The 15,584-nt window shown below is 56.9% G+C and carries 17 protein-coding genes; 8 read left to right on the top strand and 9 right to left on the bottom strand.

From position 1 onward, the window contains the following. Positions 1-239: 239 nt before the first annotated feature. The 5 genes from HZB29_12710 to HZB29_12690 all read left to right on the top strand — a co-directional run bounded on the left by HZB29_12710 (position 240) and on the right by HZB29_12690 (position 4,500). Complete coding sequence (locus tag HZB29_12710; protein MBI5816459.1) at positions 240-1,487, top strand: LL-diaminopimelate aminotransferase; 1,248 nt, start codon at positions 240-242, stop codon at positions 1,485-1,487. A 214-nt stretch (positions 1,488-1,701) separates the two neighbouring features. Beyond that, a complete protein-coding gene (folK, locus tag HZB29_12705; protein MBI5816458.1) occupies positions 1,702-2,190 on the top strand; it encodes a 2-amino-4-hydroxy-6-hydroxymethyldihydropteridine diphosphokinase in 489 nt (162 codons plus the stop codon). Then, on the top strand, positions 2,187-2,849 hold the full coding sequence (locus HZB29_12700) for a deoxynucleoside kinase (protein MBI5816457.1): 663 nt from the start codon (positions 2,187-2,189) through the stop codon (positions 2,847-2,849). Before folK ends, HZB29_12700 begins: the two co-directional genes overlap by 4 nt. A 170-nt stretch (positions 2,850-3,019) precedes the next feature. After that, positions 3,020-3,850 carry a 3-methyl-2-oxobutanoate hydroxymethyltransferase gene (panB, locus tag HZB29_12695; protein ID MBI5816456.1) on the top strand — a complete coding sequence of 277 codons (831 nt, stop codon included), beginning with the start codon at positions 3,020-3,022 and terminating at the stop codon, positions 3,848-3,850. 68 nt (positions 3,851-3,918) lie between these two features. After that, entirely contained in the window at positions 3,919-4,500 is a 582-nt protein-coding gene (locus HZB29_12690) for an SIS domain-containing protein (GenBank protein ID MBI5816455.1), read from the top strand. Here HZB29_12690 and rfbD read toward each other — a convergent pair. From rfbD to rfbB, 4 genes are read right to left on the bottom strand one after another with little or no spacing between them, the layout of a single operon-like run. Beyond that, a complete protein-coding gene (gene rfbD, locus HZB29_12685) occupies positions 4,497-5,408 on the bottom strand; it encodes a dTDP-4-dehydrorhamnose reductase (GenBank protein ID MBI5816454.1) in 912 nt (303 codons plus the stop codon). The genes HZB29_12690 and rfbD overlap by 4 nt on opposite strands. 12 nt (positions 5,409-5,420) lie before the next feature. Continuing rightward, the gene (rfbC, locus tag HZB29_12680) at positions 5,421-5,984 is read right to left on the bottom strand and encodes a dTDP-4-dehydrorhamnose 3,5-epimerase (GenBank protein ID MBI5816453.1); all 564 of its coding nucleotides are present in this window, start codon (positions 5,982-5,984) and stop codon (positions 5,421-5,423) included. Continuing rightward, the gene (rfbA, locus tag HZB29_12675) at positions 5,971-6,861 is read right to left on the bottom strand and encodes a glucose-1-phosphate thymidylyltransferase RfbA (protein ID MBI5816452.1); all 891 of its coding nucleotides are present in this window, start codon (positions 6,859-6,861) and stop codon (positions 5,971-5,973) included. The genes rfbC and rfbA overlap by 14 nt, the downstream gene beginning before the upstream one ends. A 7-nt stretch (positions 6,862-6,868) precedes the next feature. After that, positions 6,869-7,939, bottom strand: a complete 1,071-nt coding sequence (gene rfbB / locus HZB29_12670) for a dTDP-glucose 4,6-dehydratase (GenBank protein MBI5816451.1) — start codon at positions 7,937-7,939, stop codon at positions 6,869-6,871. Between the two features lie 130 nt (positions 7,940-8,069). On the opposite strand from rfbB, the gene HZB29_12665 reads away from it, so the two are divergent. From HZB29_12665 to rnhA, 3 genes are all read left to right on the top strand, one after another. Next, positions 8,070-8,861: a hypothetical protein gene (locus HZB29_12665; GenBank protein ID MBI5816450.1), complete on the top strand. Its 792-nt coding sequence runs from the start codon at positions 8,070-8,072 to the stop codon at positions 8,859-8,861. A gap of 20 nt (positions 8,862-8,881) precedes the next feature. Then, on the top strand, positions 8,882-9,616 hold the full coding sequence (locus tag HZB29_12660) for a hypothetical protein (GenBank protein ID MBI5816449.1): 735 nt from the start codon (positions 8,882-8,884) through the stop codon (positions 9,614-9,616). A gap of 65 nt (positions 9,617-9,681) precedes the next feature. Further along, a complete protein-coding gene (gene rnhA / locus HZB29_12655) occupies positions 9,682-10,131 on the top strand; it encodes a ribonuclease HI (protein MBI5816448.1) in 450 nt (149 codons plus the stop codon). Positions 10,132-10,264: 133 nt separating this feature from the next. Here the strand turns inward: rnhA and HZB29_12650 are convergent, their stop codons facing one another. The 5 genes from HZB29_12650 to HZB29_12630 all read right to left on the bottom strand — a co-directional run bounded on the left by HZB29_12650 (position 10,265) and on the right by HZB29_12630 (position 15,453). Next, positions 10,265-10,474: a type II toxin-antitoxin system HicA family toxin gene (locus tag HZB29_12650; protein MBI5816447.1), complete on the bottom strand. Its 210-nt coding sequence runs from the start codon at positions 10,472-10,474 to the stop codon at positions 10,265-10,267. 1 nt (position 10,475) lies between these two features. Further along, positions 10,476-10,670 (bottom strand): hypothetical protein, encoded by a 195-nt coding sequence (locus HZB29_12645; protein ID MBI5816446.1) that lies wholly within the window; start codon positions 10,668-10,670, stop codon positions 10,476-10,478. Positions 10,671-10,818: 148 nt separating this feature from the next. Continuing rightward, positions 10,819-11,496: a hypothetical protein gene (locus tag HZB29_12640; protein MBI5816445.1), complete on the bottom strand. Its 678-nt coding sequence runs from the start codon at positions 11,494-11,496 to the stop codon at positions 10,819-10,821. Positions 11,497-11,616: 120 nt separating this feature from the next. After that, entirely contained in the window at positions 11,617-12,909 is a 1,293-nt protein-coding gene (locus HZB29_12635; GenBank protein ID MBI5816444.1) for a histidine--tRNA ligase, read from the bottom strand. Positions 12,910-12,972: 63 nt separating this feature from the next. Beyond that, complete coding sequence (locus HZB29_12630; protein ID MBI5816443.1) at positions 12,973-15,453, bottom strand: cation-transporting P-type ATPase; 2,481 nt, start codon at positions 15,451-15,453, stop codon at positions 12,973-12,975. Between the last annotated feature and the right edge of the window lie 131 nt (positions 15,454-15,584).

Raw genomic sequence — 15,584 nt, 5'->3', positions numbered from 1 at the left:
TTGAAATCAAAAAGAAAAGGAAGGCCGCGGCGTAACTGTCCGCCGCTTGCGGCCACGCCGGGATTAATCGGAAATCACCGGATGGACAAAGCGGACAATTCATGTGCTACTAAACCGGACATTTCTATTTGTTGCTAACACGGGGCCACAAGGCAAATACCCGGTGGTTATGTTATCATTGAAAACTTTATCGGGACGGTCTTTACAAGGTTTACGAGGATAATCGGGAGTTTCAAAGGATGTCCACAATTCAGTCTGAAAGCTATATCCAGGGCCTTTTCGCCGACAGGATCGGCGGACGCAATTTCGGCAAGGATACGACCATATACAAGTTCGAGAAAATCAAGAGGGCCAAGCGGGCCGCCCTGGCCGGAAATCCCGGCGCCGAGCTTATCGACATGGGGGTTGGCGAGCCGGATGAAATGGCTTTCGAGCCTGTGGTCAAGACATTGCAGGCGGAAGCGGCCAAGCCGGAGAACCGCGGATATTCGGACAACGGCATCCAGGAATTCAAGGACGCCGCCGCGCGCTACATGAAAAACGTTTTCGGGGTGGACGGGCTCGACCCGCATACGGAGGTCAACCACGCCATCGGCTCCAAACCGGCGCTGGCCATGCTGCCGGTGGGATTCATCAATCCCGGCGACACCCTTGCGCAGACCGTTCCGGGATACCCGGTCATGGCCACCCACACAAAATATCTGGGGGGCTCCGTGGTCAACCTGCCGCTGAAGGCGTCCAACGGCTTCCTGCCCGATCTTTCCATTATCACGGACGAGCAACGCGCAAAACTGAAACTTCTGTACATAAACTATCCGAACAATCCCACAGGCGCCCAGGCCACCCCCAAATTCTACGAAAAGGTGATCCGGTTCGCCATGGACAACAGCGTGGTGGTGGTTCAGGACGCCGCGTATGCGGCCCTTACATACGGCGCAAAACCACTAAGCTTCCTCTCCATGGACGGCGCAAAGGATGTGGGAATCGAAATCCACTCCCTGTCCAAGGCGTACAATATGACCGGATGGCGCATGGCCTTCGTCACGGGAAACAAACTTGTGGTCAACGCTTTCGCCACCATAAAGGACAATTGCGACTCCGGCCAGTTCATCGGCATCCAGAAGGCCGCCGTCACCGCGCTGGACAATCCGTGGATCACGGACAAAATCGTGGCCAAATATGAACGGCGCATGAAGCTTCTGGTCAACGCTCTCAACTCCGCCGGGTTCAACGCCAAAATGGCGGCGGGAACCTTCTACCTGTATGTGGCCGCTCCCAAGGGCATCGAGGGGGGGCAAAAATTCGCCACGGCGGAGGAATTCTCCCAGTGGCTCATTCGCGAAAAACTCATCTCCACGGTGCCGTGGGACGATGTGGAGCCTTCCATCAGATTCTCCGTCACTTTCCAGGGCAAAGGGGAAGATGATGAAAAACGGGTCATGGGCGAAATCGCCAAACGACTGTCCGGTATCAAGTTCATATTCTAAACCCGGCCACTCGGAGGATTCTTATCGCCATAAATCTCTTCTTTTTCTTTGGAAAGAAAAAGAAGCAAAAAGAAACTTCATTTGCGCCGTTTGCGGGGGATGGAATCCCCCACAATACGGCGCACACGGTTTTCTTTTGGTTCTTTTCTTTTTCCCAAAAGAAAAGAACGAAATTATAACGATAAATGTGCCTCCAAACGGCCGGGTTTAGAATATGCGGGTATATCTGTCGATAGGGTCGAACATGGGAGACCGGCTTGGCAATTTACGGAAAGCCGGGGAAAGTATCGAGGCCCTGCCCGGAGTGACACTTGAGGCCGCCGGCCGGATATATGAAACGGCGCCATTGGGCGGGCCGGAGCAAGAGTGGTTTTACAACACGGCGGTGGCGGTGGAAACCGGCGCGGCTCCGGCGGATCTTCTGCGGATGACGCGGAAGATAGAGGCTGACATGGGTCGTGTGCGCGGTGTGAAGTGGGGCCCCAGGGTGATAGACATAGACATTATTTTTTACGGTAACGAAACGGTGGACACTCCGGAGCTTGTGATCCCGCATCCAATGGCGGCCCAGAGGCGGTTTGTGTTATTGCCCGTGGCGGACATCGATCCCGGCTTTGTCCATCCGGTCCTCGGCAAGACGGTGGCCGCTCTTTTGGAAAGCCTCCCTGAAAAGGGCCAGGAGACCAGGCTTGTGACCGCATGAGAAAAAGGACGGCGTACATCGCGATTGAAGGCCCTATCGGCGCGGGGAAAAGCAGCCTTGTGTCCCTGCTTGGCAGGAAATTCGGTGTGGATCCGGTTTACGAGCCCTTGGCGGAAAATCCGTTCCTTGAGATGTTCTACAAAAACCAGAAAGACTACGCGTTCCAGACCCAGGTGGCCTTTCTTGTGTCCCGGTTCAAGCAATTGTCCGCGCTAACCCAGACCGATCTTTTCAACCAGTATATATTTTGCGATTACATTTTCGAGCGGGACCTGATTTTCGCGGGGCTGAACTTGAACGAAAGCGAGTTACGGCTGTATACTGATATCTACAGGCTGATGGCCAGGAGCGTGCCCAAGCCGGACCTGGTGGTGTATCTCCAGGCGGACACGGCAACGCTCATGCGGCGCATCAAGGCGCGCGGGCGCGACATGGAGCGCGGCGTGCCGGAAGAATACATAGAAAGGGTGAGCAAGGCCTTTAACGGATTTTTTTTCGACTACCGCGAAGGGCCATTGCTCATCATAAACACGAACAACATTGACTTTGTCGCCAACGAAGCGGACCTGGACAAGCTGACCGCGAAGATCACCGGCGAAGTCAAAGGGCAGGAGTTTTTCAATCCGCTGGGATCGGTCTTCGGCCGGCCCGGACGGTGATGTAGTCATAGACCGGGTTTTTATTGGCAACCGCTTGGATCCGGATTACCGGACCGGGATGGGAGAAATGTTCATGTTAAGGTTTTGTGTCCCTCGCGCCAGAGCGCGGCGCGTCTTTTCCCCAGCCCTGCTTTTCCAGACAATCCCGGCGGCATTTTGGGAGGACACCAATGAAAGATGAAAAAGTAACAACGGTAAAACTGCGCGCCATGAAGGAGAGCGGGGACAAAATCGCCGCCGTCACAGCGTACGACCATCCGTTCGCGCTTCTGGCGGACATGGGGGGGGCGGACGTGATCCTCGTCGGCGATTCGCTTGGCATGGCGGTGCGCGGCGAGGAGAATACACTGAAGGTCACCATCGAGGACATGGCCTATCACACCCGGGCGGTGCGGCGGGGGGTGCAAAGGGCGCTGCTGGTGGCGGACATGCCTTTTCTTTCCTATCACCTTGGCGCAGACAAGGCCATGGAAAACGCGGGCAGGCTTGTGGCCGAAGGGGCGGAGGCGGTGAAACTCGAAGGGGCGGGGGATGTGGCAAAGGTAACCGGGCGCATGGTGGCCGCCGGCATCCCCGTGATGGGGCATGTGGGGCTGACCCCGCAGTCCATACACCAGCTTGGCGGGTTCCGCATGCAGGGCAAAGGGGTGGACACGGCAAAGCGCATATCGGACGAGGCGGTTGCGCTGGAAGCGGCGGGGGCATTTGCCATCGTGCTCGAATGCGTGCCGATGGAGCTTGCCCAGTCCGTCACGGCGAAACTCAAGATACCCACCATTGGCATCGGCGCCGGGCCGGGATGCGACGGGCAGATACTTGTGATAAACGACCTTTTGGGGATGCCATCGAAGGTGACGCCCAAGTTCGTGAAAAAATACGCCGACCTTTCGGAGGCCGTCACCGGGGCGGTGCGCCAGTATGTGGACGAGGTGCGGGCCGCGAAATTCCCCGCCGAAGAACATAGCTACACCGCAAGGCCGCGGCATTTAAAGGCGATTTAAACCCCCTTTTTGGTTATGATATACGTAGTCGATGGAGAGTGTTCCGGCAATCAGATGAGGAGCGTTTAATGAAATATTCCGACAGGTTGAAGGCAATGCTGGCCGAATCGGCCGAAGCGAAATTGCAGCTGCTGGCAGACCACGGACAGATGGCGCTTTTCCAGATGGCCACGGAAATCGTGGTCAATTCATACAAGGACGGCGGCAGGCTGTACATCGCAGGCAACGGCGGCTCCGCCGCGGACGCGCAGCACCTTGCGGCGGAGTTCGTGTGCAGGCTGTCAAAGGACCGCCCGCCGCTTCCCGCCGAGGCGTTTTCCACCGACACATCCACGCTCACCGCCATCGGCAACGACTATGGGTTCGACGAGATTTTCGCCCGGCAGGTGACGGCGAAGATGAAACCCGGCGACGTTTTTCTCGGGATCACAACTTCCGGCAATTCACCGAACATAATCAAGGCGGTGGAAAAATGCCGGGCCATGGGAATCAAAACGATCGCGCTAAGCGGACGGGAGGGGGGCGCCGTTAAAAATATGGCCGACGTGACGATGCTGGCCAAAGGGTTCGCCACCAACGTGATTCAAGAGCAGCACATCGTGCTGGCCCACGCTCTTTGCGCCTGCGTGGAAGCGGAGATGTTCGGCTAGGGCTTCCCTGGATTTCCGGCGGCCAGTTCCGCCATGCAAAGTTTCAGGCTGTCTTCCCAGTCCGGAGGAGTCACGCCGAACGCGTCATGAATCCTCCCGCACGCCATCGCTGAATTCAGAGGTCTGCGGGCGGGGGTCTTGTAATCGGCTGTTGATACCGGGATCACACGTGGCGCGAGGTTTATCAGGCCAAGCCTTGATCCATGCTCAAATATTCTCTGCGCGAATCCACACCAGCTTGTCTCCCCTGCGGCGGTCAGGTGAAACATGCGCGCGGGATGTGTCAGTTCCCTCTGGAATCCCGTCACGATCCGAGTGGTGGCCTTGGCGATCATCCTGGCCCAGGTCGGCGCGCCACGCTGGTCGCTGACTATCTTCAACTCCTCCCGTTCCCCGGCGAGCCGCAGCATGGTGCGGACGAAGTTGCCCCCCCTTGCCGCGTACACCCAGCTTGTCCTCAGGATCACGCCCCCGCAACCGGAAGCGAGCACGGCCTTCTCCCCCGCAAGCTTAGTGGCCCCGTAAACGTTCAAAGGATTTGGCGTGTCGTCTTCGGTATACGCCGATTTTTTGGTCCCGTCGAAAACGTAATCGGTGGAATAGTGGACGAGGATTGCGCCAACCTTTTTGGCTTCTTCCGCAATTATTCCCGGCGCCACTCCGTTCACCGCCATGGCGATATCCGGTTCGGACTCCGCCTTGTCCACGGCTGTGTATGCAGCCGCGTTTATGATGATATCCGGTTTCGCGTCTCGTATTGCGGCGCGGATGGAGTCCGCCGAGCTTAAGTCCATTTCGTCCCGCCCAATGGCGGCGGCTTTAGCAAGTCCCGCCATCTCACGGGCAAGTTCCCAGCCGATTTGCCCGTTCTTGCCGGTCAGCAATATCCGAATCGGCGAGGTTTGCATCCGCTGAATGGGTCAGCCTGCCTGCTCATAAACAGGCAGGCAGGAAATGTCCATGTCCTTTAACATCGGGGCAGCCGCGTCCTTGGGTGAAAGGATGGGGCTTTTGTCCGGCCATTCGATATTGATGTCCGGATCGTCCCACCGTACGCAATACTCGGAGCCCGCCGAATAATAGTCGTCGCATTTGTAGAAAAAGACCGCCCGCTCGCTTAAGACAAGGTAGCCGTGGGCGAATCCTTTCGGGATGAACATCTGGCGCCTGTTTTCGGACGATAGCGACGTGCCGATCCACTTTCCGAAATCGGGCGAGCCGCGCCGCACGTCCACCGCCACGTCGAACACTTCACCTTCCATCACGAACACAAGCTTCGCCTGGGGCGACGGATTCTGGAAATGAAGCCCGCGCAGCACGCCGCGTTTGGAAACGGAAAGGTTGTCCTGCCGGAATCCGTCTATGACTCCCGCCTCGCGGTAAAGGTTGTCCCTCCAGGTTTCCATGAACATGCCGCGCGAGTCGGCATATACCTTCGGCTCGAAGATGAGCACGCCGGGCATGGAGGTCTTAATAACGTTCATCGCGTCCCGCCTTGAGCACTTCGTTAAGGTATGTACCGTAACCGTTGTTGCTGTACCGGACGGCCAGCTTTTCAAGCTGGCCTGCGCCGATGAGCCCCTTGATATAGGCGATCTCCTCCGGGCAGCATATTTTCAGCCCCTGCCTCTGCTCTATCGTCTCTATATATGTGGCGGCCTGTAGCAGTGATTCGTGCGACCCCGTGTCCAGCCACGCCACGCCGCGCCCCACCTTCTCCACCGTCAACATGCCCTTGCCAAGGTACATGCAGTTCAGGTCGGTTATTTCCAGCTCACCGCGTTTCGAAGGTCTCAATTGCGCGGCCAACCCGGGCGCTTCGCCGTCGTAAAAGTAAAGTCCTGTAACTGCGTAGCTTGATTTGGGTCTGACAGGCTTTTCCTCCAGGCTCACGGCCTTGCCGTTCTTATCGAACTCCACGACGCCGTATTTCTCCGGATTTTTCACCCAGTAGCCAAAGATTGTCGCCCCTTCCCTTCGGGACATGGCCGAGTACATAAGCTCGGCCAGCCCGTGGCCGTGAAAAATGTTGTCGCCGAGAATCAGGCAGCATCCGGCGCCTGCCAGGAATTTTTCGCCGATGATCAACGCCTGCGCAAGTCCTTCCGGTTTTGGCTGGGCGGCGTAGGAAAGGTTTATCCCCCACTGCGATCCGTCGCCGAGAAGCTCTTTGAACAAAGGCTGGTCCTTCGGCGTGGTGATGATTAGAATGTCCGTTATCCCGCCATACATCAGCACCCCGAGCGGGTAATATATCATCGGCTTGTCATAGACAGGCATAAGCTGTTTGCTGACAACCTGGGTGAGTGGATATAGCCTTGTGCCCGATCCACCGGCGAGTATGATCCCTTTTTTATTCATCCTTGAATTATTCCCCCTTGGCAAGCCCCAGCCGTTCCCCTTTGTACTCCCCCGCCATTACCGTATCGGCCCATTTTTTGTTTTCAATATACCAGATCACGGTGTTTTTCAGCCCCTGCTCGAACGTTTGTTTCGCCGCCCAGCCTGTTTGTTCGCCGATCTTCGAGGCGTCTATGGCGTAGCGCCGGTCGTGCCCGGGCCTGTCGGCCACATGGGTGATCAGTTTTTCGTGCGGCGCGTTCGGCGAGTCCGGCATTAGTTCATCGAGAATTTTGCAGATCGCCCGGACAACCTGGATGTTCGTCCGTTCCCCATTCCCGCCCACATTATATGTCTGGCCGGGCGCCCCTTTTTGCAGGACGCTCCATATGGCGTGGCAATGGTCTTTGACATAAAGCCAGTCCCGCACGTTACCCCCGTCGCCATAGACGGGGATCGGCTTGCCGGAGAGCGCCTTGTATATGGCCAGTGGTATCAGCTTTTCCGGATATTGATACGGCCCATAGTTGTTCGAGCAGTTGGTGATGATGGCCGGCAATCCGTATGTGTGGTGATACGCCCGCACAAGATGGTCGGATGCAGCCTTTGAAGCGGCGTAAGGCGAGTTGGGCGAGTATGGCGACGATTCGTTGAACAGTCCTGTTCCGCCCAGGCTGCCATACACCTCGTCGGTGGAAACATGAAGGAAGCGGAAACGATCCCTGTCCGCTCCGGTGAGATCCCCCCAATGGCCCCGCGCAGCTTCCAAAAGCTCAAAGCTGCCCAGGACGTTGGTCTGGATGAAATCGCCGGGGGAATCTATGGACCTGTCCACGTGTGATTCGGCGGCGAAATTGACTATGGCTTCCGGCTTGCTCTCCGCCAGCAGGGAGCGGACAAGTTTCCTGTCCCGGATATCGCCTTTGACGAAAATGTGCTTTGGATTTCCCGCCACCGGTTCAAGCGTGACCATGTTCCCGGCGTATGTAAGGCAGTCCAGGTTAATCACCTTCGCGCCAAGCTCGTTGATGAGCATGTGAACGAAATTGCCGCCGATAAAGCCGGCGCCGCCTGTGACAAGTACAGTTCCAAATTTCATAAGGTTTGAGCGACAATTCAAGTTGGTCAAGTGTTTTCAATTATAAGCGCAAAGCGCCGCCTTTTACTTGACAATCGGAGAGCTGTCTTTTACTATGATACAACTATTTTAATTAGAACAGAATATTTGTATGTCCATAAGCAAAAAAACTTCTATTCTCGCGCTCCTGTCCATATTTATCATCGCCCCTGCGGCATTCGCCCAGTCTGACGGCTCGTCTTCCTATGGGGAGCAATTCACTTTCGAGATTCGCGGGCTGTACTGGAATTCTTCACTGCAAAACATCGTCCGGGCAGACAGCGGCTCCCTTAAAGGGACGGACATTGATCTGGTCAGCGACCTTGGCCTGGACAACAACAAGGGGCTTCCTTTCGGCCAGGTGGAAATCAAGTTTGCCGAGCGCCACAAGCTGATAGCCGACTATATCTCCTTTTCGTACACCGGAAACAAGGTGGTGAGCGAAAACCTTGTGTTCAACGGCGTGTCCTATCCTGTCGCCTCGCGGGTGCAAACAGCGCTGGACTTAAAGTCCGCCAGGATCGGCTATGAATACGACCTCGTGCGCGATCCTTTGGGATATCTGGCCTTCAGGCTTGCGGCCAATTATGTTTACGCCAAGGCCCAGGTGGTCACCGCCGGGGCCCTTTCCAACAGCATATCCATGGACGCGTGGGCGCCGGTGGTGGGGATAAGCGCCAGATTGACGCCTGTGAGCATGGTCTCCATAAGCGCGGAGGTGGCCGGGGTTGGATTTGAAAAATCGTCCGTCCTGGACAGTTCCATATATCTGGACGTAAACCCGATTCCAAACGTCGGGCTCACCGCCGGCTGGAGGAACATCAGGATCGTTGTTGACGTGGACGGGAAGAAGGCGGACACACAATGGAGCGGCCCGTTCGGCGGGGTCGCCGTTAGATTCTGACGCTATTGAAGGAGACATATATGATAAAGCGCTTGTTCATGTTGGCCGTTTCGGCGGCCATTGTCCTTGCTTTCGGCCCGGCGGCCCACGCCACGCCGTTAAAACAGATTTGGATACCGTCCACGGATGTTGAGCCTTTCAAGTCGGTCCATCTGGACGTGGACCTGTACACAACGATGTTCAAAAAGATAAAGGACGGCGGGCATACCCGGCCGGTCACATTGGGGCTGACTGTTGGTGTGCTTGAGACCCAGTTCATAGACGGCGAGATCGGGGTGGATTTCAAGGAAGCCACCGACGAGCCGACGTTCTTCAACGCCAAGCTGGCCATAAAGGAAGATTCGCTGCTGACGTTCTTCCCCGCCATCGCCTTTGGCGCGTACGACATGGGGACAAAGCAGGACGTCACCGACTATAACATCTTCTACGTGCTCGCCTCCAAGACCATCGCCCCCCTCGGCAGGTTGTCGGCAGGATACTACGTCGGCAACGACAAGCTTCTGCGCAACACGAAGAACGACAAGGAAAACAACGGCGCGTTGCTCTCCTTTGACAGGACGCTGGCCGAGATAAACAAGAACCTCTGGGTGGCCGTGGACTACATGTCCGGCCAGAACGTGTATGGGGCGCTTTCGTTCGGCCTTGGCTGGAGATTCTCGCCGAATATCAGCGCAATCGCGGGATACAACGCTTATAATGAACGGAAACTGGCTGGAGAGGACACCTTTACGATCCAGTTTGACATGGACTTTTAAGCGGCCACGATCATTTTTGACAGACCCATTATTCAGCCCCCAAAAGGAGGAGCCTCCACGCCGCCGTGAAAGACGCAAAAGCACGCGTCCAGGTGTACTGTGACGGAGCCTGCAGGGGAAACCCGGGGCCCGGCGGCTGGGGGGCGCTCCTTCTCCATGGAGACAAGGAAAAGGAGCTTTACGGCTTCAAGCCCCACACCACCAACAACGAGATGGAGCTCACCGCCGCCATCGAAGCGTTGAAGGCCCTCACCCGCCATTGCGACGTCACTATCACCACCGACTCCAACTACGTGGTGAAAGGGATGAAAGAGTGGATCCACGGCTGGAAGAAAAACAACTGGCGCACCTCCGGCAAACAGCCGGTGAAAAACCAGGAGCTATGGAAGGCCCTTGACGAAGCGGCCAGCCGGCACAATGTGAAATGGCATTGGATCAAAGGCCACGCCGGCCACCCGGAAAACGAACGGGCCGACAAGCTGGCGAACAAGGGGATAGACGAGGGGAGAGGATAGAGCTATTCGCCGAGTTGATGCCATTTGGCGAATGCTTTGCCTTTCCTGCTCAATCTATAGTTAAATTCAACTCGGCGGAAGGTGTTCACCCCGCCATCGTAGCGCCTGGTCTTACCCGCAATTTGCCGTTAATTTAGAGGTTTCTAAACTCTTCCTGCCTAAGGCCTGTCAACTTTAGGATTCTGCGTTCGACACCAGGGGAAATATCTTTCCCTCCGTGACGCGGAACGGGGAACGAAACTGGGCCATTGGAAAATATTACGTGAGACCCTTTACCCTGCCGGACTATCAGGAAACCAAGCTTTCTTAGCCGCCGCTCGATTTCCCGGAAAGAGTAGGGCATTTTAGGCAGTGGCGAGCTGTGACTTTACCCTGCGTTCAACATCTATCTGTTCCAGATGATAATCGAGCATCATCTCCACGACGTTTTTCAGCTCGGCCCTGGCTTCCGGTTTTGTTTCGGCCCAGGCGAAAAGATGCGGATGCCCGGCGACTTCGGCCAGATAGCCTGCTCCATCTTTGCGAACGATGATTTTCATGGCCTCATTGTATAAGACAAAATATATTTTGGGAAGGTTGGCGATGCCTGAAAATGCCATGGTGAGCTTGTCGGACCATAATTGCCCCTTAGACAAGGCTTCGACAGGCTCAACCTGACAATATTCGGGATGGCAATAGCGGACGCGTCTAGAAACTGAATCCGTACATAAGCGAGAAGGCTTCGCCACCCATCGAGCGTACGCCGAAAATGTGGTTCGATTTGGGCGCGGTGTAGCGCAGGTCCATCACCGTGCCGTCGAAATAGGAGAGCCTCCACGCATGGCCGATGTCCAGCGTGACGTCCAGGTTCATCCGGGACGACAGCGCAACGCCCACGCCAAGAACTTTCTCGCCACGCTCTTCAGAGTTCCCTTCGCCAAATCCGAAGAACTCCGCCGAGGCATTGCCGCCATCGCTGTATATCTGGATCGGCCGCGACATCGGCTCCAAAACGTCCCGCAACTTCGCCACCGTGTCAAACTGCAACGCCATCCGGCCCAACAGTTGATACGCCTGTTCCTTGGCCATATTTTCGGAGTAATTTATTTCCGCCCGGCTTTCGATGGAGGTCCGGTCTTCGCGGGACAGGTTCACAGCGGACATGGCGGAGCTATAGCTCTGCTTCATCCGGGATATCCGCGCGGCGCCGTCATCGCGTGAAAGGAGGCTTTTGCGGATGAATTCGGACACTCTGGCCTTTTCGTCATTCGGGGCGGGGGCGGACTCTTTTAGAAGATAAGAAAGCCCTTTCCTATAGTCCAGTTCATCGGTCTTGGACTCGCCATCCGCGCCGTAGGCCGCGGGAACCGGCACAATCGCGGCCATCAGCCACGTTCCAACCAATACACCTAAAACCTTTGCATGCCACATACAACTTTATCTCCTGAGATTATAATACGCCGGATGGCGTAAGAACGTCAGGACATATGGCCGCTTGGGACGTATTTAAACGCTTTCTTCCAGTTCTTCGTCTAACGCCTCGCCAAGATCAACAAAGGACGCGGTGCGTTGTTCGCCTGAACTTAAGTTCTTTATCGTGGCGGAGCCGCTCTTAAGCTCGTCTTCTCCGATAATTACGGCCACGCGGGCGCCGGACCTGTCCGCCCGGCGCATCAGGCTTTTCATGTTACCCCCGTCAAACGCCCGGTCCACCCCGTATCCCATCGCCCTAAATCTGTGGGCAAGTTCGAACACTTTTACGGCCGCTTCGGATGTCATGGGTATCATGAATATGTCCGGCCTGTTCTCAAACATCGCGCTCTCCACCTCACTTCCTTGCGCCTCGATGATGCTTATCAGCCGTTCCAGGCCGACGGCAAAGCCTATGGCGGGGGTTTTGGGCCCGCCGAACTGTTCGACAAGGTTGTCATACCTCCCGCCACCGGCCACGGCGTTCTGCGCGCCCAGTTTGCCGGAGGTCACCTCGAATGCGGTGCGGGAGTAATAGTCCAGCCCGCGCACAAGCTTCGGATCAATGGTCACCTGTGTCTCCAGGTCGATAAGCGGCCTGCGCACACCTTCCAGATGGTCCTGGCATGGCTGGCAGCGGTACTTGTCTATCGTCGGAGCTTCGGCGGTGACCGCCTTGCACTTTTCCGATTTGCAGTCCAGCGCCCTCAACGGATTCCGCTCTATCCGCCCCTGGCAGTTTTCGCAAAGGCCGGAGGAGCGCTCTTTCAGATAAGTGTAAAGGGCGTTGCGGTATGACGGGCGGCACTCGGAGCATCCCAGCGAGTTTAAATTGACCTTCAAGTCGGTCACGTTAAGCTCGGAGAAAAAGTCCATGAGCATCACGATCAATTCCGCGTCCACCGCCGGGTCCGCCGAGCCGAAAACTTCCGCCCCCACCTGGTGGAACTGGCGGAACCTTCCGGCCTGGGGCCGCTCCGCCCGGAACATCGGGCCCATGTAATAAAGCTTCGTCACCCCCGGCGGGTCGTACATCTTGTGCTCGACAAAGGCGCGCACGATGGAAGCGGTCCCTTCCGGCCGCAGTGTGAGCGACTCGCCCCCGCGGTCGGTAAATGTGTACATCTCCTTTTCCACTATGTCGGTGGTCTCGCCGATGCTTCTTTTGAACACCTCCGTGCGCTCGAAAATCGGCGCCCGCATTTCCTTGAAGTTATAAAGCTCGAATATGTCTATGGCCACCGCTTCCACGTTCCGCCACAGGCCTATCTTTTCCGGCGTGATGTCCTTGACGCCTTTGACGCCCTGGATTGCGCTTTTAATGTCCATTTTTCCGCAAGATTCCGATCTGGTTTAACAAAACTAACATTTTGCGCGCCCGGCGGCCCGCAATCAACTGGTTTTATGAATTCCCGCCATATCAACGCCAAGGTTCTCGCTTCCGCGCCAAAGCCATTTTTCGATTTCCACCACAACAAGCACGGTGGCCGACACCGCAAGTATCCTCCCCCACGCTTCCAAACTGATAGGGGCGCTGCGGAACATCCAGTTCATGGCCGGCAGATATGTGTACAACCCTTGCAGAAACAGCATTATCAAAACGCCGCCGATCACCCAGGGATTCGAGAATAGACCTGTCTGGGACATGGAGTTTTTCAGGGAGCGGCAATTGAACAGATAGAACAGCTCCGTCATCACGAATACGTTCACGGCCACTGTGCGCGCTTCGGCCACGGTCACATTCGGGTCCCTGGCAAGCTCCCATTCAAACAGGCCGAATGAGCCCACCAGCGCCAATGTCCCCACTATAAATATCCGGCTGATCAGTTCCCGGGTTAAAATGGGCGTTTCCGGATTCCGTGGACGGCGCAGCATCAGCCCCGGTTCCTTCGGCTCGAAGGCCAACATCAGACCCAGAAATACGGCGGTGGTCATGTTGATCCAGAGTATCTGCACAGGGAGTATGGGCAGCATGACATCGGCGAAAATCGCCACGAGGATCACCAGCCCCTCCCCAAGATTTGTGGGAAGGGTCCAGATGATGAACTTGGTGAGATTGTCGAAAACAGCGCGCCCTTCTTCCACAGCCGCCTCGATGGAGGCGAAGTTATCGTCCATGAGCACCATGTCCGCCGCTTCCTTGGCCACCTCCGTCCCGGCGGCTCCCATGGCCACGCCGATGTCGGCCCTTTTTAACGCTGGAGCGTCGTTCACGCCGTCTCCCGTCATGGCCACCACGTTCCCCCTGGCCTGCAACGCCTCCACAAGCCGCAGTTTCTGTTCCGGCGTGACTCGGGCAAACACCGATGTCCGGGCCGCCACTTCGATCAATTCGCTGTCCTGCATCCGGGCCATTTGCATTCCGGTGACGGTTCCGCCATCAGTGTTAAGCCCGATCAGTCTGGCTATCGCCAACGCAGTAATGGCGTGGTCCCCGGTGATCATCTTCACCTGGATGCCGGCGCTGTGGCACTTGCGGACAGCCTCCACCGCTTCGGCGCGCGGCGGATCTATCATCCCCTGCAGCCCGAGGAACGTCAGGCCGGACGACACGTCATCATGGTGGACGCCGCTTGCGCCGCTCTCCGCCTCTCCTCTTGCAAAGGCGATCAACCGCAATCCCTTCGCCGCCATTTCCTCCACATCTTTCAATACCCTCTCTTTGTCCAGGGGTGCGTTCTCTCCATTGGCGCTGAGAAGTGAGGTGCATTTTTCCAGAATCACCTCCACTGAACCTTTGATATAGACGGTTCGCAAACCGCCGCCACTATCGTGCAGGGTGGCCATATATTGATGTTGAGCCTCGAAAGGGATCGTGTCCATGCGGCGGAACCGGTTATGCTCGTCATGGGCCGCCAGGCCCCCCTTGCGCGCCGACACTATCAATGCCCCCTCGGTCGGATCCCCATGCGCAGACCAACGGCCGTTCCCTTCAATCACCCCGCTGTCATTGCAAAGAAGCCCCGCCCGAAGACATTCATAAAGCGCCGCGGACGAAGTGGCATGGGCATGAATCCCGTTTCCAAGAATCTCCCCTTCCGGTGAATACCCGGAGCCGGACACTGTGAACCTCTCGCCTCCCGCGGCGATCTCCAGCACAGTCATCTGGTTTTCGGTCAAGGTGCCCGTCTTGTCGGTGCAGATAACGTTGGCGCCGCCAAGGGTCTCCACGGCGGGGAGTTTCCGGATGATCACTTTGCGCCGGGCCATGCGGGAGACGCCAATGGCCAATGTGATTGTCATGGCCGCGGGCAGGCCTTCCGGGATAGCGCCGACGGCAAGGGCCACCGCCGCCATGAACATATCAACGGCTGGCCGCCCCTGCATAACGCCCACCGCGAAAGTTACGGCGGCAAGGGCGAGGATCACATATAGAAGAACCTGGCTGAATCCGGCCATTTTCCGGGTGAGCGGAGTTTCCATCTCCTTCGCCGCCGAGATAAGCTGGGATATGCGCCCCACTTCGGCGCCGTCCCCGGTCGCCACCACAACTCCGCCCCCCTGTCCAAAGGTGACCAGCGTGGAGGCGTACGCCATGTTCAACCTGTCGGCGAGGACGGCGTCATGGCCTATGGTTCCGGCGCTTTTGTCCACGGGAAGAGACTCCCCTGTGAGCGCCGATTCGTCTATCTGAAGCTCGCGCGTTTGAAACAGGCGCATGTCCGCCGGCGTCTTGTCGCCTGATTGAAGGAACACGATGTCTCCGGGCACCAGTTCCGCCGATGAAATGCGCAGCCGCTTGCCGGCCCGCAGCACGGTCGCCTCCGTTGTCATCATCCGGGCCAGCGCCTCAATGGCCTTCACCGCCTTGGACTCCTGCGCGAATCCGATGATGGCGTTCACAAGCACCACGCCGAAAATGACCCGAGTCAATCCCTTTTTTAGTTGAAACTCCCGGCATGACCGTCACGCCGCTTTCACCATTATCTTCCCCGCCAGAGCCCGTTTCATGATCTCACGCAGTTCTGGCAGGTGTTTATAACCGCTCACTTTCCTCAACCTGG

This window comes from Nitrospinota bacterium (assembly GCA_016235255.1).
Classification (GTDB): Bacteria; Nitrospinota_A; UBA7883; order UBA7883; family JACRLM01; genus JACRLM01.
Note: the sequence above shows the minus strand (reverse complement) of the source record. Positions and strands in the feature narration are given on the sequence as shown.

Bases quoted from the DNA above. Each gene is read 5' to 3' on its own strand.
- HZB29_12710 (MBI5816459.1), top strand. From the start codon at position 240: ATGTCCACAATTCAGTCTGAAAGCTATATCCAGGGCCTTTTCGCCGAC.
- folK (MBI5816458.1), top strand. From the start codon at position 1,702: ATGCGGGTATATCTGTCGATAGGGTCGAACATGGGAGACCGGCTTGGC.
- HZB29_12700 (MBI5816457.1), top strand. From the start codon at position 2,187: ATGAGAAAAAGGACGGCGTACATCGCGATTGAAGGCCCTATCGGCGCG.
- panB (MBI5816456.1), top strand. From the start codon at position 3,020: ATGAAAGATGAAAAAGTAACAACGGTAAAACTGCGCGCCATGAAGGAG.
- HZB29_12690 (MBI5816455.1), top strand. From the start codon at position 3,919: ATGAAATATTCCGACAGGTTGAAGGCAATGCTGGCCGAATCGGCCGAA.
- rfbD (MBI5816454.1), bottom strand. From the start codon at position 5,408: ATGCAAACCTCGCCGATTCGGATATTGCTGACCGGCAAGAACGGGCAA.
- rfbC (MBI5816453.1), bottom strand. From the start codon at position 5,984: ATGAACGTTATTAAGACCTCCATGCCCGGCGTGCTCATCTTCGAGCCG.
- rfbA (MBI5816452.1), bottom strand. From the start codon at position 6,861: ATGAATAAAAAAGGGATCATACTCGCCGGTGGATCGGGCACAAGGCTA.
- rfbB (MBI5816451.1), bottom strand. From the start codon at position 7,939: ATGAAATTTGGAACTGTACTTGTCACAGGCGGCGCCGGCTTTATCGGC.
- HZB29_12665 (MBI5816450.1), top strand. From the start codon at position 8,070: ATGTCCATAAGCAAAAAAACTTCTATTCTCGCGCTCCTGTCCATATTT.
- HZB29_12660 (MBI5816449.1), top strand. From the start codon at position 8,882: ATGATAAAGCGCTTGTTCATGTTGGCCGTTTCGGCGGCCATTGTCCTT.
- HZB29_12650 (MBI5816447.1), bottom strand. From the start codon at position 10,474: ATGCCCTACTCTTTCCGGGAAATCGAGCGGCGGCTAAGAAAGCTTGGT.
- HZB29_12645 (MBI5816446.1), bottom strand. From the start codon at position 10,670: ATGAAAATCATCGTTCGCAAAGATGGAGCAGGCTATCTGGCCGAAGTC.
- HZB29_12640 (MBI5816445.1), bottom strand. From the start codon at position 11,496: ATGGCCGCGATTGTGCCGGTTCCCGCGGCCTACGGCGCGGATGGCGAG.
- HZB29_12635 (MBI5816444.1), bottom strand. From the start codon at position 12,909: ATGGACATTAAAAGCGCAATCCAGGGCGTCAAAGGCGTCAAGGACATC.